Consider the following 21,669-nt stretch of genomic DNA (forward strand, 5'->3'; position numbering starts at 1 on the left):
TCTTAGAAGAAATTATCTTCTAAGAAAGAGAATGTTATACAGCGCCTTTTGGAGCTGTAAATGCTGTTATTTTAGGCGGTAATCCTTTATATTTTTCTATATTTACTAAGCCTGTATGAGAAATGTTTCCGTTTGCTAATTCAGAAGTTGGCATATCAATAGTTAAGACATTTACATTTCCGTATTTGCACATTCCTTCATCATTTGGATCATGCCAGCCACCTTCGCATAATCTTACAACATTTGGCATAATGTCTTTAGTTACCACAGCACCTGCGAGAACTTGACCTCTTTTATTGAAAACTCTTACAATATCACCATTTTTGATTCCAAGTTTTTTAGCATCAATAGGATTGATTAAGATAGGTTCTCTATCATTTACTGCATATTTTTCACGCAATGAGGTATGGCACATTTGAGAGTGAAGCCTATCTGTTGGATGATTAGTTAGTAGATGAAAAGGTGTTTCCTTAGTAGCATTTCCTAGCCATTCTATCGGCTCCATCCACATTGGATGTGCTTTGCAGTCTTTATAGTTATACTTTTCGATAGTTTTTGAGTAAATTTCTATCAAGCCTGATTCAGTACCTAGAGCATTTAAGATAGGATCTTCAATAAATTCAGAAAATCTCACCCATTCCATGCTTTCTATGGTTGGAGAAAAAGTTATAGGCTCATTTTTGGCCCAAAATTCTTCAAAACTTGGCATTTTTGGTTCAAATACATCCCCATAAGCTTGAGTTTGTTTTAAAGCACTATTGTAGTATTCTTTAATAAAATTTTTTGCTTTTTTACCATTTTCGGTATAAGCATTAAATACATCATCTCCATACACTTTACAAATATCAGCAAAAATTTCATAGTCATCTTTGCTCTCGCCTATTGGTAATACTGCTTGTTTCATTGGAGCTATATTCATATTGGAATAATCTCCACTCATGGTAATATCATCTCGTTCATAAGAACTTGTGGTAGGCATTACAATATCTGCCATTTTGGCAGTTGGAGTCCAATAAATTTCATTTACAACTATAGTTCTTGGTTTTTGCCATGCTTTGATGTTAGTGTTTGTATTTTGATGATGGACTATAGGATTTCCACCTGCCCAATAAATAAAGTCAATATCAGGATAGGTTATTTTAGAACCATTATTGTCTATAACTTTCCCAGGATTTAATAAAGCATCAGCTATTCTAGCTACAGGAAAAGAATAACTAGCAGTATTTTGTAGCCATTCAGCACCACCTTGAGATTCTCCATTTTTTGGCATACCTTTAAATTTACCATTTTCCCAAATTCCCACAGCTCCTGCTGTAATACCTCCTATAACACCACCTTTGCATGATGGAACACCGCCATTACTATAGTGATAACTTAAGCCAAATCCACCACCTTTAGTGCCAATTTGACCAAGCATTGAAGCTAGGGTTATTAACATCCAATGAGGTTGCTCGCCATGATGAGCTCTTTGCATACCCCAACCACTCATGATCATAGTAGGGTTATCATAAAAACTTTCAGCTAGTATTTTGATGATTTTTTCATCAATTCCACAAATTTTACTTGCCCATTTTGTATCTTTTTTAATGCCATCATTCTTGCCATCTAAATAAGCTTTGAACTTATCAAATCCACTTGTATAATTTTCTAAAAATTCATAATTGACTTTATTTTTTTCGATCAAATGACTAGCCATGCCTATCATCATAGCAACATCTGTATTTGGTTTTGGAGAGATCCATTGTGCATTTAAAAATTTAGCAGTTTCGGTTTTTATAGGATCTATACAAATAACCTTGATTTTACTATTTTTTAATTTTTCAAAGTAAGCAAGACCTCTTTGATCGTTTGAAGTCCAAGCTATTCTTAAAGTAGCGATAGGATTAGCACCCCAAATAACTACTATTTTAGAATGTTCTAAAATGTTTTCCCATGAAGTTTGCTGTTCATATACTTCAATAGAGCCTACAACATAAGGCATTATTATTTGAGAAGCTCCGGTTGAGTAATCTCCGGTAGTCCCTACAAAACCACCTGTGACATTTAAAAATCTATGGAGCAATATTCTACAATTTTGCATATTTCCACTAGATTTCCATCCGTAGCTTCCACCAAATATAGCTTGAGTTCCTTTTTGCTCTCTTGTTTTTTTAAGTTCTTTTGCTATAAGTTTTATAGCCTCATCATAACTTACACGCACAAATTCATCTTTTCCTCTAAGTTCAGGTTTTGGATTGTCGGGATTTTCAAGATAGCTTTTTCTAACATAAGGATATTTCACGCGTGATTTGTAGATCATATCTGCTGTATAGTGTTGTAAAGGATTGTCAATTTGTGTTACTTTTTCCCATGGCTCACTTTTAATTACCACACCATCTTTAATGGTAAGTTTTAAAATTCCCCAATGTGCTGCTGTTATCACACTTCCATTTTTTACTAAACCAGAATTTATTTGAGAAACTTCTATATTTTTACTCATGGCTAAACTAGGAGCTAAAGGCAACACGCTTAACCCTGCTCCGATTTTTAAAAATTTTCTTCTGTCAAGTCCCATTTTATTTTACCTCCTTAAAATCTTTTGCATTTTTTTGCAAATACTGTATCACTAGCCAATGATCTTTTTTATCAATTCCTGTTCTATTTACCATTGATCTAAAAGTAGCAGGCCAGCCATTAGCACTAAATTCACTTTCTTTATGAACGCTATGACAAATTCCGCAATTATTCATATAAAGCTCTTTAGCTTTTATAAACATTTCTTTGTTGCTTTTTGCAAAATCTTTCTTGTCAGTCCAAACTTCTATGGTAGCTTTATCCCATTTTCCATTTTTGCTTTTAGTATAAGTTTTAAAATCAAGTTTTGTATTTTTAGAAAATGCAGCAACTATGATTCTTTGACTATCGTTGTAATAAAGCACAGAAGGCGAAGCAGGATTAACATAGCCTGTGATCTTGACCAAAACTTTATTTCCATCAGTTTTTAATACTTCAAAAGGATTTGTGGGTAGCAATCTACCAACAGCTTTTGTGTCATTTTTGCTTAAGTAAAGTGAGCTTACTTCACTTGTAAAAAATTCATTTTTAGCGCAAACAAAAGAAACAAGCGCTAAACAGAAAACTAAAATTTTTCCCATTTTGCCTCCTTGATATTTTTAATATAAACTTATTGTATAACTTTAGTATTAAAATTTTCTTAGTATAAAAATATAAAAAATGCAATAATAAATATTATCTAATAATTTTTTATTAATTTTTAATTTATTTGTTTTTTTATTTTCATAAAGTCTTTTCAATCCTTTAAAGTAAATTTTAGTAAAATATAAAATATTCTTTATAAAGGTTAAAAATGCACTTTACTTTGCTAAATGAAAAAGATTTTTTCAACCCCTACTACCGCAAAAAGCAAATCACACAAAATGAATTTGACACTTTTAGCAAGGCTTTAACGCAGTATCTAGAAAGGCTTGAAAGCTCACAAAGTGAAAATGAAGATTATCTTGTAGCTAACACACTTAGTCCATTTTTAACCACTCTAAATTTCAAAACCCACATCAAAACCAAGCAAAAAGGCAAAAGCGAGATTGATTTAGCCATTGCTAAAGATGAGTTTAGCAAAGACTTAGAAGTTCTCATCGAAGCTAAAAAGCCCAACTCAAAAGAATTCATCACCCACGCAAAGCCAAATTCCAAAGCCTTGCATGAAGCCATTTTGTATTATTTTAGAAACAGAGAGCATAGCTTTAGTTTGAAATTTATCATCATCACAGACTTTTATAAATTCTACATTTTCAAAGCTAGTGAATTTGAAGAGCTTTTTTATAAAAACACAAGCTTTAAAAAGCTTTTTGAAGAATTTCAAAGCCCAAATTCACTTTTTAAAGGCAACACTGATGAATTTTACAAAGAAGCAAGCAAACTTATAGAAAATTCCAAAGAAAGCTTAAAAGGCTTTTTCATCGATTTAGCCTTTTTAAAAGACAAGCAAAAGTCAAATTTCAAAAATCTAGCAAGCATTTTTAAAACCTTTCATAGAGACTTTTTGCTAAATGAATTTAGCCCAAATGACGCAAACTCACTAAACAACGCATTCTATAAAGAGCTTTTATACATCCTAGGTTTAAGCGAGAGCAAACAGCTTTCTAAATTCATCATCACACAAAGTGAGCAAAGCAAACAAGCCCAAGGCACACTTTATCATCTCATAGCGAGCAAGCTTCCAAAGCATGACTTTGAAGAGGTGTTAAAATTCATCATACTTTGGCTAAACCGCATTTTATTTTTAAAGCTTATTGAGTCTAATTTAGTTAGATTTAACGATGATAAAACCCTTAAATTTCTAAACTATGAAAAAATTCCAAATTTTACTACCCTTTCACACCTTTTCTTTGATATCTTAGCTAAAGAAAAGCACACAAGGACGCAGAGTAAATTTAGCTATTTGCCTTATTTAAATTCATCACTTTTTGAAAAACAAGCCATCGAAAAAACCACGCTAGAAATCGCTACTTTGGAAAATGATGCTTTGCTAGAGTATCACCCACACACGCAGTTAAAAGATGACAAAGGTAAAAGCAAAAAAGGCAAAGTAGGTTTGCTTGAGTATTTGTTTGAGTTTTTAGACAGCTTTGACTTTGGAGCAGATGAGCAAAGCGAAGAACTCATCAAACAAAAAGAACTCATCAACTCAAGCGTTTTGGGAAATGTCTTTGAAAAGCTAAATGGCTACAAAGAAGGTAGTTTTTATACCCCAAGCTTTATCACTTCATATATGTGTAAAGCAAGCATAGAAAAAGTCGTGCTAGATAAGTTTAACCATACTTTTAAGCTAAATGCCACCAAGCTAAGCGAGCTAAGAACCCAGCTACGCCAAGAAAAAATTTCTCAAGAGCAAAAACTAGCCTTGCTAAATTCCATACGCATTTGCGATCCTGCAGTGGGAAGTGGGCATTTTTTAGTTTCAGCTTTAAATGCCATGCTTATGGTGCATTATGAGCTTGGTTTGTTTGAAGAGGACTTTTACCTAAGCGTGCAAAATGATGAAATTTTAGTGCAAAATCACAAAGGCCAGTTTTTAGAGTATAAACGCCCTGATTTTGACAAAGACAAAACCCACCTTTGCCAAAAAGAACTTTTCGAGCGTAAAAAAGACATCATAGAAAACAACCTTTTTGGAGTAGATATCAACCCAAACTCATGCGAGATCACTAAACTAAGGCTTTGGATAGAGCTTTTAAAACACAGCTTTTATGAAAGCTTTGATGATACAAACTATCATGATCTTAAAACCCTACCAAACATCGACATCAACATAAAATGCGGGAATTCGCTTATAAGTTATTTTGAAATTCACAAAAGCCTTTCTCACTACCCAAACATCAAAGAACGCATGGATAAATACAAACGCATAGTCAAAGACTACAAAGAAGGCTTTTACACTGATAAAACTCTCATCGCAAAAGAGATCAAAAACCTCAAAGAGTCTTTTAAAAATTTCTGCTTAAAAGACAAATTTGCCAAAGAGATCAAGCAACTTACCAACGGTGCTAATGAATACTCTAAAAAATACGGCGATTTTTTAGCACAAGATGAAAAAGATGAAAATTTTAGAGCATTTTTCTCTAAAAATATGTTTGAATTTGACTTTGATGAAAGTGCTGCTAAGAAAGAATTTAAAAAGCTTAAAAAGCTTTATGAGAGTATATTTGACTTAGAAAGTGCAAATCCTTTTGAATGGCGTTTTGAATTTAGCGAAGTACTTGATGAGGGTGGGAATTTTCAAGGGTTTGATCTCATCATCGGTAATCCACCTTACATCAGACAAGAAGACATCAAAGAGTTAAAGCCAAATTTAGCCAAAAACTATAAAGTCTATAAAGGCACTAGCGACATTTATACTTACTTTTATGAGCTTGGGTTTAATGTGCTAAAGCAAAATGGTGTTTTGTCTTTCATCACTTCAAACAAATACACAAGAGCAGGTTATGGAGAAGCTTTAAGAGAGTTTTTACTCAAAAATACCACACTTTTAGAATACATCGATCTAAATGGTATAAAAGTCTTTGAAAGTGCTACGGTAGATACTTCCATACTAAGCTTTGAAAAAGCAAAAGCTAAAGATAGTAGCTTCAAATACCTAGCCCCAAACACCGAGCTTTTAAAAGAAAACGACTTTAACATAGAAAGCATTTTAAATTTTAACAAAATCGCACAAAATTCTTTAAGCAAAGAAAGCTTTACTTTTAACGATGAGGGCACAAACGCACTAAAAGCAAAGATAGAAAAGCACGGCACTCCACTTAAAGACTGGCATGGGCTTAATATAAACTATGGCATAAAAACGGGCTATAATGAAGCCTTTATCATCACTACTGAAAAAAGAGATGAAATTTTAGCTAAATGCAAAGATGAAGCCGAAAAAGAACGCACCACTAAACTCATACGCAAAATGCTACGCGGTAGAGATATAAAAAGATATAGTTATGAGTGGGCAGGGCTTTGGGTGATAGGAACTTTTCCAAGTTTAAACATCGATATAGAACAATACCCATCATTAAAATCTTATCTATCTAAATTTTTACCACGCATAAAACAAAGTGGAGAAAAAGGCTGTCGTAAGAAAACAAGTAACAAATGGTTTGAGACCCAAGATAGTATAGCTTATTATCAAGAATTTGAAAAAGAAAAAATAGTTTGGAACCCAGTGAGTGGAGAATATTTGTTTTCATATATTAGCGATCCTATGTTTTTTAATAATTCTTTATTTATGATGACTTCAGATGAAGTAAGTTTAAAATATATATTAGCTTTTATGAATTCTAATTGTTATAAATGGCTAATTACCTTAAAAACAAATTTAATACAAACGGGTTCTTATGCTTATGGAGCTAAAGATAAAATAGAAAAACTTCCTATACCAAAAATAAATTCTAAAAATGAAAAACTAGCAAACGAGCTTATAAGCTTAGTCGATGAGATTTTAGTTTTAAAAGAACAAGACAAAAACGCAAACACCAAAACCCAAGAAGATAAAATAAACTCTATTGTTTATAAACTTTACAACCTAAACGAAGAAGAAATAAAAATCATTGAAAACAAGGAGTGAAGATGAACCAAAATAAAATCGAGAAATTAACACAGCATATTTATAAAAGTAAAGAAATCTTAAAAGAAGAAAATCCATCAAAGTGTTGGAAACAAATAGAATATATAAAAGAAATTTATAAAAATATATATTATGAAAATTTTGACATAGTATATCCTACTATTGAAGGTGAATATTACCCTAAGCCATCAGAAAATGATTATGGTATGATAGAATCTTTACAAAAGATGATAGAAAGAATGGAGATTTATTTAGCAGAGTTAAAAGATGAAAGTGAAAAAATAAAAGAAGATAAAAAGTTGATTAATATAAATAATGACTTTAAAAACAACAATACAAATACAGCAAATGCCACTATATTTCAAAATATAACAATAGAACAAGCATTAGAAGAGTTAAATAAAATTCCAGAAGATATTTTAGATAAAAATCAAAAAGAAGAAATAGAAAATTTACTTTTGGCTATTGATACACTAAAAGAAAAAGATAAAACAAAAGCAAAAGAAAAGATATTTTCTGTTTTAAAATATTTAAGCGATAAAAGTATAGATGCTTTTATATCTTTGCTGCCTTATTTAGGACAAATTGCGGGAGTAGTAGGAAGATGACTCAAATAGTTTTTTCGAAATATTTTAAAGATCACAGTAGTTCTAACAAAATAATATTTGAAGTTAATAACAAATCTTTGAAAATAAAAATAAAAGAATATGGTAAATTAAAAGAAGTAAAAACCTTAAAGTCGGATAATTATGAAATACATATAGATGATATAGATAAAAATATATTTAAAATAGAGTGTATAGAATTTAAAAATTGTAGCTTTAAAGATATTTATTTTGAAAGTTTTGAAGATAAAAGACAAAATGCAGTGTTGTTGATTAGTGTAAGTCAAGATAACAATGAAATACAAAGAAATATAAAACCAGATTTTAAGTCTAAAACAACTAAGGAAAATTTATGTTATCCAAAATTATATTTCGAGGCATGTAAATTTGAATATTTTGGAATAAAAAAAGCAGAAATTGATTACGAAAAAAATGAGAATGTTTCACGCGAATATATCAATTCATATGTATTTTCTACGGATGCAATTTTTAATTATGATTTGCATGTAAATGCGTGTGAGTTTGATTCTGGTTTTCAACTGTTTGGTGTTCAGGTAAAAAGTAATATAACTTTTGAGGATATTACGTTTTCAAAAACTTTTAAAATATCCAGAAGTAATTTCAGTAAAAATATTAAATTTAAAAAAATTACATTTGATAAGGTTGTTTTAGCGAACAATTCTTATGAAGAAATTCAAATGGAAAAAGTTGATTTTAAAAATGATATTCGATTTTTGAGTAATGAAATTATTAAGAGTGCATTTTTTAAAGGCATAACTGTTGAAAAGATTGAAAAGGATAATACTGTAGAATTTTATTTTAGATGTAAAGAAAATTCAGAAATAAATTTTACTAAATGTTATTTTTATAGAAGAATTAATTTTATTGGAAAATTTGATAATACTACACTAGATATTGGCATTGGAAATATCTTTTATGAAAACGTTAAATTTATAAAAATTAAATTGAATAATATGCAAAAACTATTAGTAAGTATATTTAAGAAAGAAGTTTCTTTTCTTAATGTGATTTTTAATGATAATATAAAAATAGAAGATAATTTCTTAAAATCAAAAAATATATCTTTTAAAAGTTGTGAATTTAATCAAGTAATTGCTTTTGAAAATAAAACTATAAAAAACTTAACATTTAGAACATGTGTTTTTAATAAAGGTGCATATTTTGTATTTTGTAATTTTTTTGATGTGAAAATTTATAGTTGTAGTTTTAACCAACCTGTTTCTTTTTATGGGTCTACTTTTAATATGGTTCCAAATTTTTCTCAAATAATTTTGAAAGATAATTTTAATGCTTTAAATATAACTTTAAATTTTACATTTGATGATCTAAAAAAACAAATCAAACAAGAATATGAAAATTTTAACAAAGATACAAATGAACAATATCAAAAATCTTTAGATAAATTTGCGAATGATTTTAGAGATTCTTTTAGAGTTTTTAAAAATGCATTGATAAAAGATAATAATCTTTTAGAAGCTTCAAAGTTTCATAAATACGAGCTTTATTGTAAAGAGATAGAACTAGAAGAGAAAAAGCCCAAGATATTTTCTAAAGAATGGATAGACAAATGGCAACTTGTTTTTTATCGTAAACTTTGTGATCATCATACAGACTTGCTAAAGGTGTTTCATAATCTACTTATAATCATCATGCTTTTTAGTATTTTTTCTTTTGTGCTTGATAAATTTAAACAACCTAGCATAGAAAATAATGCAAAATACCATATCGTTCAAGTAGATACTAATGAAAGTTATATCTTTAAAGAACACAATAAAACGACTTATAATATCTTTGGTTTAAATATAAACAAAGAAAGTGGCAAGCTAGATGAATTTGTAAAAAACAATTTTGTTTATGTATTGATTTTATTATTTATAGTTTTATCGATACTTTCTTTCAATATTTTTACTAATTTATATATTTTTGGTAGCTTTTTTTATGTGATTTTTAATTTTTTAGATTTGGTAGCTTTGTATACACATATTGCTATTATAAGTCTTTTTGTATTTTTTGCATTGAAATTTATTTTACTTGATGATAAACAAGAAATTATAAGAAAAATCATCATTGGTGTTTCTTATATAGTTTGCATTTTTGCACTACTTGCAAAACCTAGTTTAATGCTTCCTGTGTTTGGAAGCTTTTTAGAAAAAGACACCAACACTACTTATCCTTTACTGCTTAGTTTATCGGTGGTGTATTTTATACTTGTAGCTTTAGTGATATTCTCGCTCCAAAAAACCGCACGCAAAAACTCCATAGTGCCAAGCTAAAAGCAAAATCATGCTTTTAGCTTTAAAGTGTGATGAAAAATTTGATTTAAAAATGCTTTTGATATAAATATTTTTATTATATTTATATTTTGTTTTAAATATAAACAATACTTTATATTTCATTTGTAAAGTGTAAATTTTTGTTTTTATTAAAAGAGAATTTTTATACTAAATGTTACTCTTATACCCATATAGTTAATTTTTTCTAACAAAAATACACAAAAATAAAAATATTTGTTAAGCTAGATATTGGAAATTTTTATCAAAAGGAAAAATATGTGGCAACAAATATATAATCCATTTGACAACATACTTTTAAGTGCTTTGGTGGCTTTTTTGCCTATTTTGTGCTTTTTGCTTTCTCTTGTAGTTTTCAAACTCAAAGGCTATCAAGCAGGCTTTTTAACTCTTATTTTATCAAGTGTTGTGGCATTGTTTGCTTATGATATGCCGTTTTCTTTATTAGGTGCTAGCTTTATACAAGGTTTTGCAAATGGTATTTGGCCTATAGCTTGGATCATCATCGCGGCCATATTTTTATATAAACTTTCTATCAAATCAGGCTCGTTTGAAGTGATAAAACAAAGTGTTATGAGTATCACTCCAGATCATAGAATTCAAGTGATTTTGATTGGATTTTGTTTTGGTTCTTTTTTAGAAGGTGCTATAGGTTTTGGAGGGCCAGTGGCTATTACCGCTGCATTACTTGTAGGACTTGGGCTTAGACCATTATACGCCGCAGGACTTTGCCTCATAGCCAATACCGCTCCGGTAGCTTTTGGAGCAGTTGGAATTCCTATCATAGCGATGAGTAATCTAGCAGGTATAGAACAGCACGGTGTTTCAGCTATGGTGGGTAGAATGCTTGTGCCTCTTAGCTTGACTATACCATTTTTTATAGTATTTTTAATGGATGGTTTAAAAGGGGTTAAAGAAACCTTTCCTGCTATTTTTGTCGCAGCCGTTTCTTTTACTGCTACACAATTTTGGAGTTCAAATCATTTAGGCGCAGAACTTCCAGATATTATTTCAGCGGTTGTTTCTTTGTCTGTTACTACGATATTTTTAAAATTTTGGAAGCCAAAAAATATTTTTAGATTAGATGATGTAAAAGACTTTGAAAACTCACAAAAGCTAGAATTTAAAAAAGTATTTTTAGCTTGGATTCCTTTTATACTTTTGATTATTTGTATTATTATATGGACGCAACCTTGGTTTAAGGCTTTATTTGCTAAAGATGGAATATTAAATTTTATGCAATTTACTTTGAAATTTAATGAAGCCTTAGGAGCTATCATAAGTCCTGATATAGTTAATCCACAAATTAAAAAAACAATGATTCCATCACATACTATAGATTTAGTAGCACAAGCAGGAACTGCTATTTTAGTGGCTGCTTTAATGAGCATTGTTGTATTGAAAATAAAAATCAACGAAGCTACCGAGTGTTTTTGGGAAACTTTAAAAGAAATGGCCACTCCATGCTTAACTATAGGCTTAGTAGTTGCTTTTGCCTTTATAGCTAAAAATAGCGGTATGAGCACTACTTTAGGACTTGCTTTTTCAAATACAGGCGATGCTTATGCATTTTTTTCTCCTATCATAGGATGGATAGGTGTGTTTTTAACAGGTTCTGATACTAGTTCAAATTTGCTTTTTGGGACATTACAGCAAGTTAGTGCTCAAAAGTTAGGAATTTCAGAAACTTTATTTTTAGCAGCAAATTCTGTTGGTGGAGTTGTGGGTAAAATGATATCTCCTCAAAGTATAGCGGTAGCTTGCGCAGCAGTTGGACTTGTAGGAAAAGAATCTGAATTGTTTAGATTTACTTTAAAATACTCAATAGGTTTTATAATTCTAATAGGAATTTGGACTTTTGTTATAGCATTTTTCTTCCACGGGATCATCCCTGAAGCAGTGCTTTTAAAATAAGGATTGATGATGAAAAAAGTGTATTTATTTGCTACTTGTTTGGGTAGTGCGATAATGCAAGAAAGTGTTTTAAACGCGGTTAGACTTTTAAGAAGAGAGGGAGTTGAGGTTATATTTAAAAAGCAGCAAACTTGCTGCTCTCAACCCTCATTTAATTCAGGGTATTTTAAAGAAAGTAAAAATATAGCTTTGCATAATATAAAACTTTTTACTCAAGATTATCCTATAGTAGTGCCAAGCGGTTCTTGTGCGGGGATGATGAGTCATGATTATTTAGAGCTTTTCAAAGATGATGAGCATTTTAACTTGGTAAAGGAATTTAGCTCTAGAGTGATTGATCTTAGCCAGTATTTAGATGAGGTTTTAAAGGTTGATTATGAAGATAAAGGTGAGCCTATAAAAGTGACTTGGCACTCTAACTGCCATGCATTAAGAATTCAAAAAAGCATACAAGCGAGCAAAAATCTGCTAAAAAAACTCAAAAATGTGGAATTAATTCCTCTAGAATTTGAAGAAGAATGCTGTGGTTTTGGAGGAACTTTTTCTGTGAAAGAGCCTCAAATTTCAAACTCTATGGCACAAGAAAAAATCAAAGATATCCAAAATACAGGCGTAAAATATGTATTAAGTTCTGATGGTGGGTGTTTGATGAATATTGCAGGCACGATGAGTAAAATGGGGCTTGATATAAAGGGAATTCATTTGTATGATTTTTTAAACAAGCGTCTTGAAGGAGTTGCGATATGAAAATGACACATGAACAAATTGTGGATGTGAAAATTCATGATAAGCAAATGCGAGAGAATTTAAGATCTGCCATGCATACTTTGCAAAAAAATCGTTTAAAAGTTATAGATGAGAAATTTAATGATTGGCAAGGACTAAGATCTAAAGCTAAGCAAGCTAAAAACAATGCTTTATCAACTTTGCACGATAGGCTTTTAGAATTTGAACAAAATGCCACTAAAAATGGCATAAATGTCCATTGGGCGAGTTCTGATGAGGATGCCTGTGAGATTATATATGAATTAATGGTAGAAAAAAACATCGGTAAAATTCTAAAAGGTAAATCTATGGCTAGTGAGGAAATAGGTTTAAACCACTACCTAGAATCCAAAGGCTTAAAAGCCATAGAAACAGATTTAGGCGAACTTATATTGCAGTTAAATGATGAAACTCCCGTGCATATTGTAGTTCCAGCGGTGCATAAGAACCGCTATGAAATTGGTAAAATTTTTCAAGAAAAATTAGGCTCTAATTTAGAAAGTGAGCCAGAAAAGCTAAATTCTATTGCAAGAAAGCATTTAAGAGATGAATTTGAAGGACTTAAAATGGGGCTTAGCGGAGTAAATTTTGCTATGTCTAAAGAAGGCGCTTTTTGGCTTATAGAAAATGAGGGAAATGGTAGGATGTGCACCACAGCAAGTGATATACATGTAGCACTTTGTGGTATAGAAAAAGTTATGGAAAGCTTTGAAGATGCTGCCACTATGGTGTCTTTACTTACTCCATCAGCTACGGGTCAATTTATACCAACTTATAACAATATCATTACAGGACCTAGAAAAAATGGAGATTTAGATGGCCCAAAAGAAGTGCATATTATTCTTTTTGATCATAATAGAAGCAAAATGCTAAATGATGAAGATTATTATGAAGCTTTGCGTTGTATAAGATGTGGGGCTTGTATGAATTTTTGTCCTGTGTATGATAAAATAGGCGGCCATACTTATCAAAGTGTATATCCAGGGCCGATTGGAGAAGTCATAAGTCCTAATCTTTTTGGTATGCAAGAAAATGGTGATATTCTTACTTTTTGCTCGCTTTGTGGAAGATGTTCTGAGGTTTGTCCGGTAAGAATTCCTCTTGCGGATTTAATACGCAAATTAAGAGCAGCAAAAGTAGGTCAAGGAAGTTTTGATAATATCACTCCAAATACTGCTGAAGCTATGGCATTTAAGATTTTTGAAAAAGTAGCTACAAGTCCTATTATTTGGAAAAATACTTTAGCAAATTTACATAATTTTAATTGGCTTTTGCAAAAAGGAAAAAATTCTTTACCAGTAGTTAAAAAATGGAGTGCTTATAAGGAATTTCCACAAATAAAACTTGATCTTTATAAAGAACTTGAAAATATGCAAGGAGTAAAGTGTGAGTAGAATAAATGAAATTTCTTCACAAAGCAAAAAAGCTATTTTGGATAAGATTAAAAATACACATTTATCTTTTGAAAAAATCCCGACTATGGATCCTATAGAGCATATCAAAACAAGTGATGATATGTATAGTGAGTTAAAAGAAAAAATGAGTGCAAATAAATACATAGTAGAAGAAAGCTCGTTAGAAAAATTAGAAGAAAAAATCAATCAAATTGTTAAAAGTTATGGCTATAAAAGTCTTATTTATCCTGATAATTTAAATTTAGATATAAATAAAATTGAAGCCGAAAAAAAGACTTGTTTTAATCAAGAGATTGAAAAAATACGAAAAGAAGTTTTTCATAGTGATTTTTCTATCATCCAAGCAAGAGTTGGAGTAAGCTCACATGGAGTTGCTTTAGTTTTGTCTGATAAAACTCAACCAAGAATGCTTTCTTTGGCTCCTATGCTTTGTATTGTTTTATTAAAAAAAGAAAATATTGTAAAAAGCATTAGCCAAGCATTGAATTTAGTAAAAGAAGAAAATGAAATTTTACCTAGCAATATTTTGTTTATAGCAGGGCCATCAAGAACTGCAGATATTGAACTTATCACTGTTTTTGGAGTTCATGGATCTCAAAAGGTTCATATTATACTTTATTGATTTATTTAGAATTTGCACTTAGTGTAAATTCTAAAATCACCTTCAAATCAAAAATTAACTTCTTGGTTTTTAAAACATTAATTAAATTATATTTTTATCAACCTTTGCTATTTTATTGATTTTAGTTATATTTAAGATATTTTTTGACATAGTAAAAAAGGTATTAACTTAAATTTTAAAACTATAAAAAGGAAAATCATGTTAAAAACAAGTTTTAAAAAGGCAGTATTTTTACCAAGTATTAGTATTATAGTTGTTTTAAGCCTTAGTTGTATTTTCTTGCCTAAACTTACAAATGATTTTATCAATCATATAAAAAGTGGAATTTTTGCAAATTTTTCATGGTTTTATATATTAAGTGTGAGTTTTTTTGTGTGTTTTATGCTCGCGCTTGCACTTTCAAAATTTGGCGATATTAAACTCGGCGATGATGATGAAAAACCTCATTTTAAATTTACTTCTTGGCTTGCTATGCTTTTTGCTACGGGTATGGGTGTGGGGCTTATGTATTTTGGTGTGGCTGAACCTCTCATACATAAAAAAGCCTTGCAAACAAGCGATGAAGAAGCTATGCTACATACTATCTTTCACTGGGGAATTCACCCATGGGCTATTTATGGGGTGTGTGCTTTGGCTATGGCGTATTTTGGTTTTAGATATAAAATGCCTCTTAGTTTGCGTAGTGCTTTTTACCCTTTACTTAAAGATAAAATTTATGGTTTTTGGGGAAATTTAGTTGATATGCTTGCTTTAATTGTCACGGTTTTTGGCATTAGTACCACACTTGGTTATAGTGCATCTCAACTAAATGCGGGCTTTTCAAATTTGGGTATTTTAAACGGACAAAGCTTTTTAGAACAAAGCGTGATTATAATCATCATTATTTCTTTGGCCACGCTCTCATCGATTAGTGGCTTAACAAAGGGTTTAAAAATTTTAAGTGAAGCAAATTTAGTTTTTGCAGTGTGTTTAATGCTTTTTGTGCTTTTTTCAACAAATACCATCCAAATTCTTTCACAATTTAGCTCTAATATTGGAAATTATTTGCAAAATTTAATTTCTTTGAGCTTTAAGACTTATTATTATGAAAAAGAACATATAGAATGGTTTAATAATTGGACTATTTATTATTGGGCTTGGTGGCTTAGTTGGGCGCCTTTTGTGGGCTTTTTCATTGCTAAGATTTCTCGTGGTAGAACGATAAGGGAATTTATTTTTGGCGTGCTTGTAGTGCCTACTAGTTTTAATATACTTTGGTTTAGCATTTTTGGCAATAGTGCTTTAAATTTCAATGATATTTTAAGTCCTTTTACTTCAGCACCTGAAAGTTTGCTTTTTTATTTTTTACAAAATTTTTCTTTTTCTTATTTTAGTTCTTTGCTTGCGCTTTTGGTTTTAGCTTTGTTTTTCATCACTTCAGCAGATAGTGGGATATTTGTGTTAAATTCTTTAAGTAGTGGTGGCGCTCATGAGCCATACAAATGGCAAAATATCCTTTGGGGTTTTGTGCTTGCGCTTTTAGCTACTTCTTTGCTGTATTCAGGTGGCTTGGGGGCGATTTTAAGTATCACTATGATAGTGGCTTTACCTTTTGCATTTTTGCTTTGTTTGATGTGTTTTTCATTGCTTAAAGGCTTAATTGTAGATGTGAATTACTCTTTAACTAAGCTTAGTCAAAGTAGTGTGTATTTTACAGGAGAATTTTGGCAAGAAAGACTTGCTAGAATTTTAAAACAAAGCAAAGAACAAGACATACAAAATTTCTTAAATACCAAAGTTAAAAATGCTATGGAATCACTCAGCCAAAGTCTAAAAAACTACGGCTTGAAAACACAGATCGTTCAAGAAAAATCAAGTATAAGTTTGATTATAAAAAAAGAATTTGCAAAAGATTTTATCTATGGAGTGCAAGTAGTAAAAAAACAAGCAAGCCAAAGCATAATCGATGATAAATTTATGCCAACTTATTCTAAAGAATTTATCTTTGAGCCACAAACTTTCTTTGCTGATTCGCGTAATGGTTATAATATAGAGTATTTAAACGAGCAAGAAATCATCGTAGATATACTAAAGCAGTATGAGAGGTATTTGCAACTTTTATTTGATGATAAAAATGAAATTTTTACCAAAGCTTATGATTAAAAAGCGTTATAATTACACTTTATTCTTATAAGAAAGGCCTTTTATGTTGAGATTTTTTTTAATGTTTTTTTGTGCTTTAAATCTTTTTGCTATTACGCCAAAAGATACGATCGTTATAGCAGTGGAAAATGAGCCAGAGCGTATAAATCCGCTTTTTAGTGAAGATCATGATGTGGCAATTGCTCTTGTGTTTTCAGGACTTACACGCTTTGATGAAAATATGAGCTTAGCGCCTGATCTTGCTAGTTCTTGGAAAGTTAGTAAAGATGGACTTGTTTATGAATTTACTTTAAGAGATGATATATTGTGGCATGATGGGACTAAATTTAGCGCCAAAGATGTGGAATTTAGTATAAATGCTTTAAAAGATGAGAAGTTAAATTCACCCTCAAAGGTAAATTTTGACGCAGTTAAAGAAGTAAAAATTATTGATGATTATCATTTGATTATCACACTTTCAAAGCCTTTTCCTGCATTTTTAGATGCTTTGAGTGTGGGAATTTTACCAAAACATTTACTTGAAAAAGAAAATTTAAATACTACTAAATTTAATCAAATGCCTATAGGAACAGGACCATATAAGCTAAAACAATGGAAAAAAGGTCAATATATGATCTTAGAAGCAAATGAAAATTATCATTTAGCTAAGGTAAAAACACCAAAACTCATACTAAAACATATTAAAGATCCAAGTATTAGCGCTATTGAGCTTAAAAATGGTTCTATTGATGTAGCTTTAGTCGATTTTGCTCTAGCTTCAAATTTTGCAAATGATAAAAACTTTAAAATGCTTATAGAGCCTTCGGCTGATTATCGTGCTTTGATGTTTAATTTTAATCATGAGTTTTTAAAAGATCAAAATGTGCGTTTAGCGCTAAATTATGCTATCGATAAAAAAGCTATTGTGAATTCTCTTTTGCATTCTTTTGGAAAAGTAGCAAATCATCCTTTGGAAAAATCATGGGCAAATCCTAAAGAATTTGCAACTTATACTTATGATGTAAAAAAAGCAAATGAGCTTTTAGCAAAAGCAGGCTTTGTGAAAAACAAAAATGGAATTTTAGAAAAAAATGGCAAAGAATTTAGCTTTGAAATGTATGCTATGAGCGAAGATCCACTAAGAATAGCTTTGGTAAATATCTTACAAAGTGAGTTTTTAAAGCTTGGCATTAAGGCAAAGGCAGTTGCTAAGCCGAGTGGAAGTTTTGACTATACTAAGATTGACAGCTTTTTGGTAGGTTGGGGTAGTCCTTATGATCCTGATTTTCATACTTTTAGAGTTTTTGAAAGCTCTCAAGATAGTGCTTTAAACTCTAGTGGATGGAATTTTGGTCATTATCAAAATGCTAAAGTTGATGAAGCTTTGATAAAAGCTAGAAATTCACTTGATGTAAATGAAAGAAAAAAATACTATAAAGAATTTATTGACGCTTTATATAAAGATCCTGCATTTTTATTTATAGCTTATATCGATTATCCTTTAGTTTTTGCTAAAAATATCCAAGGTATAAAACCTCATATTTTAGGTCATCATGGGGTAGGTTTTACTTGGAATGCTTATGAGTGGAGCAAAAATTAGTGCTAAAACTCATTTTTAAACGCCTTTTATGGGCGTTTTTTTTGATGATTTTTGCAAGTTTTTTATGTTTTGTGATGATTTATCATGCTAAAGGAAGTGTGGTTTTTGCTAGTGTGCCTCAAGGAACTAGCCTTAAAATAAAAGAAGAAATTGAGCATAATTTAAATTTAGACAAGCCTTTATTAGAGCAGTATGAAAATTGGCTTTTTAATGCCATGAAAGGCGACTTTTCCTACTCTTTAATCAGCGGAGAAAAGGTTAGTGAAATTTTAAAAGAAAAACTTCCCTATACCATCATACTAGGAAGTTTGGCTTTTTTGGTGCTTTTTGTGTTATCTTTGGTTTTAGCACTTTTTTGCGTTCTTTATAAAGATAGTTTTTTGGATAAAATTATTACCTTTTCAACGATGAGTTTTTTTGCATTGCCTACTTTTTCTTTATCGCTAATGCTTATTTTAGTTTTTGCTGTATTTTTTAAGCTTTTTCCAAGTTCGGCTATTGCTGATATTGGCTTTGAAGATGATGTATTTAATCGTTTGTGGCATTTGTTTTTACCAGTATGTGCTTTAGTGCTTTCACATTTAGCTGTTTTTGTGCGTTTTATAAGGACAAGTTTGATTGATAGTTTAAATCAGGGCTTTATAGAAAGTGCTTTTGCAAGAGGGCTTAGCAAAACAAGAATTTATTTGCATTTTGTGTTAAAAGATGCTTTTGCTTCTATACTCGCGTATTTTGGCGCTTCCTTTGTGAGTTTTTTAATGGGAACTTATATAGTAGAAAGTGTGTTTTCTTATGAGGGTGTTGGAAATTTAGTGATTAAAAGTATATTGTTTAAAGATTATCCTGTGGTGCTAGCTGTGGTAATTTTTAGCATTTTAGTGGTAGTGCTTGTAAATTTGATCGTAGAGATAATTTGCAAGATGATTAATCCAAGGTTTGCCAATGCGTAAGTTTTATGTGATGATGATTTTGCTAAGTTTTATTTTAGCGCTTTTTGTACCTTTAATAAGCTCTTATGATCCTAATTTAGTGGATTTAAGCAAGGCTAAAATAGCCCCAAATTTAAGTCATATTTTTGGCACAGATTTACTTGGTAGAGATATTTTTACGCGTATTTTATATGCCTTGCGTATTTCTTTATTTGTAGGGGTAATGGCGGCATTTTTTAGCGTGCTTTTTGCTTGTGTTTATGTGTTTTTAACAAGATTTTTTGCTTATGCCTTTTTTGCTAGAGTGCTTGATATGCTTTTGGCTTTACCTTCTTTGCTTGTGATTATGTTTTTTCAAAGCTTTTTGGCGGGATCTTTGTGGAGTATGATTTTTATCATCGCTTTGGGGCATTTTGCTTTTGTGGCAAAAGTACTTGATACTCAGCTTAATAAATTTCAAAAACTTGAGTTTTATCAAAATGCTATCATTCTAGGCTCTAGTAAGATGAAAGCTTTATTTAGTGAGCTTTTACCTGCTTGTTGGAATTTGCTTTTTGTGCTTTTTGTTTTAAATATCGCCCATGCTATTACAAGTGAAGCTACTTTAAGCTTTTTTGGCTTGGGTGTAGAGCTTTGGACTCCAAGTTTAGGAAATATGTTAAATGAAGCAAGTAAGGCTGTGTTTTTAGGATTTTGGTGGATGATAGTTTTTCCAGTAGCCTTTATACTTATGCTTATCCTACCTTTGCTTGCTTTGGGTAATGACTTACAAGAAGAGATTAAAGCATGATAGAAATTGCAAATTTAAATCTTAGCTTTAAAGATAAGATCTTATTAAAAGATATAAATCTTAATTTAGAAGATGGTAAAGCTTTGGCTATCATGGGTAAAAGTGGAGCGGGAAAAAGCTTGCTTTTAAAAAGCATGATTAAGCTTTTTGATAAACACTATAAGCTTAATGCACAAAAATTTAGGATAGATCAAAAAGATATTTTAATTTTAAAAGAAAAAGAGCTAAATATTTTAAGAACTAAGGTAAATTTACTTTTTCAAGATGTTTATGGGAGCTTTTACCCTCTTGTTGATATAGGGAGTTATTTTAATATAGTTTTAAAAACTCATACTAATTTAAGCACAAAAGAGATTAAAGAGAAGGCCTTTTGTTATTTTGAGTGTTTAGGGCTTAAAAATCATGATCTTTTATGGCATTCTTTTATATATCAGCTAAGTGGTGGTATGGCAAGACGCATTCAAATAGCTCTAGCTTTACTAAGCGAGGCTAAGTATTTATTGTGTGATGAGATTACAAGCTCACTTGATAGAGCTAATGAAGAAAAAATCATCGCTATTTTAAAAGAGTTAAAAACACAATTTAAAAATCTCATTTTCATTACTCATGATATAAATTTAGCTAAAGAGCTTTGTGATGAGGTGGCTATCATAGAAGATAAAACTTTGATTTATCAAATGCCCGTGAAAGAGTTTTTAAGCAATCCAAAAGGTGTTTTTGCTAAAGAATTGTTAAATTATTTTGAGAATGAGAATGTTTTTAGAAGTTAAAAATTTAAGCAAATCTTATAAATTTAAAAAACATTGGTATTTAAAGGAAGAGGAAATTTTTATTTTTAAAGATGTGAGTTTTTCTCTAAATCAAAATGAAAATTTATTGCTTTGTGGGGAAAGTGGTAGTGGCAAAAGCACTTTAGCTAAAATTCTTTGTATGCTTGAATGTGCAAATACTGGAGAAGTTTTGTTTGAAAATGAAAATATATTAAATTTAGATTTTAACGCTCAAAGAAAATTACGCCAAAAAATTCAATATATTTTCCAAGATCAAAAGCTAGCCTTAAATCCTTACAAAAGTGCCAAAAGACTTTTGATTGATGTGTATGAAAATTTTAAACTTAAGCCCGATTTTGGAGAGCTTTTTAAACTTTTTGATGCTTTTGAGCTTGAAAAAGATATTTTAAATTTAAAACCTTCTAAATTAAGTGGCGGTCAAAGCCAAAGATTAGGTTTGATTAGAGCTTTGCTTTTAAAACCAAAATTGCTTATTTTAGATGAAATCACAGCAGCACTTGATATACCAACTACTTGTAAAATTCTAAATTATTTATATGCTTTTCAAAAAAAATACGATATTACTTATATTTTTATTTCTCATCAGGAAAAAATCTTACAAAATATTTGCCATAAAAAAATGTATTTATAATAAAGATAAAAACTGTTTCATTTTGAAATACATAAAAATTTATTTTTTTGATAATAAGTTTTTATATAGCTA

15 protein-coding genes are annotated in these 21,669 nt (G+C 30.4%); 13 read left to right on the top strand and 2 right to left on the bottom strand.

The genetic code is table 11. The features are described 5' to 3' along the window. Positions 1-34: 34 nt before the first annotated feature. Together L8W69_RS05040 and L8W69_RS05045 are read right to left on the bottom strand one after the other, a co-directional pair. Positions 35-2,554, bottom strand: coding sequence for a molybdopterin guanine dinucleotide-containing S/N-oxide reductase (locus L8W69_RS05040; RefSeq protein ID WP_263666578.1), 2,520 nt, complete (start codon positions 2,552-2,554; stop codon positions 35-37). A gap of 1 nt (position 2,555) precedes the next feature. Beyond that, the gene (locus L8W69_RS05045; protein ID WP_133319461.1) at positions 2,556-3,134 is read right to left on the bottom strand and encodes a cytochrome c3 family protein; all 579 of its coding nucleotides are present in this window, start codon (positions 3,132-3,134) and stop codon (positions 2,556-2,558) included. A gap of 212 nt (positions 3,135-3,346) precedes the next feature. Here L8W69_RS05045 and L8W69_RS05050 point away from each other — a divergent pair, with 212 nt between their 5' ends. The 13 genes from L8W69_RS05050 (at position 3,347) to L8W69_RS05110 (ending at position 21,597) form a co-directional block, all read left to right on the top strand. Continuing rightward, positions 3,347-7,102 (top strand): Eco57I restriction-modification methylase domain-containing protein, encoded by a 3,756-nt coding sequence (locus L8W69_RS05050; RefSeq protein WP_263666579.1) that lies wholly within the window; start codon positions 3,347-3,349, stop codon positions 7,100-7,102. A gap of 2 nt (positions 7,103-7,104) precedes the next feature. After that, positions 7,105-7,710 carry a hypothetical protein gene (locus tag L8W69_RS05055; RefSeq protein ID WP_263666580.1) on the top strand — a complete coding sequence of 202 codons (606 nt, stop codon included), beginning with the start codon at positions 7,105-7,107 and terminating at the stop codon, positions 7,708-7,710. Further along, positions 7,707-10,001, top strand: coding sequence for a 7TM-DISM domain-containing protein (locus L8W69_RS05060; RefSeq protein WP_263666581.1), 2,295 nt, complete (start codon positions 7,707-7,709; stop codon positions 9,999-10,001). The genes L8W69_RS05055 and L8W69_RS05060 overlap by 4 nt, the downstream gene beginning before the upstream one ends. Before the next feature lie 276 nt (positions 10,002-10,277). Then, entirely contained in the window at positions 10,278-11,933 is a 1,656-nt protein-coding gene (locus L8W69_RS05065; protein WP_412175473.1) for an L-lactate permease, read from the top strand. 6 nt (positions 11,934-11,939) lie between these two features. Continuing rightward, on the top strand, positions 11,940-12,680 hold the full coding sequence (locus tag L8W69_RS05070; RefSeq protein WP_115614003.1) for a (Fe-S)-binding protein: 741 nt from the start codon (positions 11,940-11,942) through the stop codon (positions 12,678-12,680). Next, entirely contained in the window at positions 12,677-14,092 is a 1,416-nt protein-coding gene (locus L8W69_RS05075; protein WP_173786794.1) for a LutB/LldF family L-lactate oxidation iron-sulfur protein, read from the top strand. The genes L8W69_RS05070 and L8W69_RS05075 overlap by 4 nt, the downstream gene beginning before the upstream one ends. After that, a complete protein-coding gene (locus tag L8W69_RS05080; RefSeq protein ID WP_133319465.1) occupies positions 14,085-14,735 on the top strand; it encodes a LutC/YkgG family protein in 651 nt (216 codons plus the stop codon). Before L8W69_RS05075 ends, L8W69_RS05080 begins: the two co-directional genes overlap by 8 nt. Before the next feature lie 198 nt (positions 14,736-14,933). Next, entirely contained in the window at positions 14,934-16,877 is a 1,944-nt protein-coding gene (locus L8W69_RS05085) for a BCCT family transporter (RefSeq protein ID WP_070255432.1), read from the top strand. Between the two features lie 43 nt (positions 16,878-16,920). After that, positions 16,921-18,456 carry an ABC transporter substrate-binding protein gene (locus L8W69_RS05090; protein WP_263666582.1) on the top strand — a complete coding sequence of 512 codons (1,536 nt, stop codon included), beginning with the start codon at positions 16,921-16,923 and terminating at the stop codon, positions 18,454-18,456. 11 nt (positions 18,457-18,467) lie between these two features. Continuing rightward, positions 18,468-19,406, top strand: coding sequence for an ABC transporter permease (locus L8W69_RS05095; protein ID WP_318529604.1), 939 nt, complete (start codon positions 18,468-18,470; stop codon positions 19,404-19,406). Next, positions 19,399-20,175: an ABC transporter permease gene (locus tag L8W69_RS05100; RefSeq protein ID WP_263666584.1), complete on the top strand. Its 777-nt coding sequence runs from the start codon at positions 19,399-19,401 to the stop codon at positions 20,173-20,175. The genes L8W69_RS05095 and L8W69_RS05100 overlap by 8 nt, the downstream gene beginning before the upstream one ends. Next, positions 20,172-20,945, top strand: coding sequence for an ATP-binding cassette domain-containing protein (locus L8W69_RS05105; RefSeq protein ID WP_263666585.1), 774 nt, complete (start codon positions 20,172-20,174; stop codon positions 20,943-20,945). Before L8W69_RS05100 ends, L8W69_RS05105 begins: the two co-directional genes overlap by 4 nt. Further along, entirely contained in the window at positions 20,929-21,597 is a 669-nt protein-coding gene (locus tag L8W69_RS05110; protein ID WP_263666586.1) for an ATP-binding cassette domain-containing protein, read from the top strand. The genes L8W69_RS05105 and L8W69_RS05110 overlap by 17 nt, the downstream gene beginning before the upstream one ends. Positions 21,598-21,669: the final 72 nt, after the last annotated feature.

The organism is Campylobacter sp. CNRCH_2016_3089 (assembly GCF_025772505.1).
Taxonomy (GTDB): Bacteria; Campylobacterota; Campylobacteria; order Campylobacterales; family Campylobacteraceae; genus Campylobacter_D; species Campylobacter_D lari_D.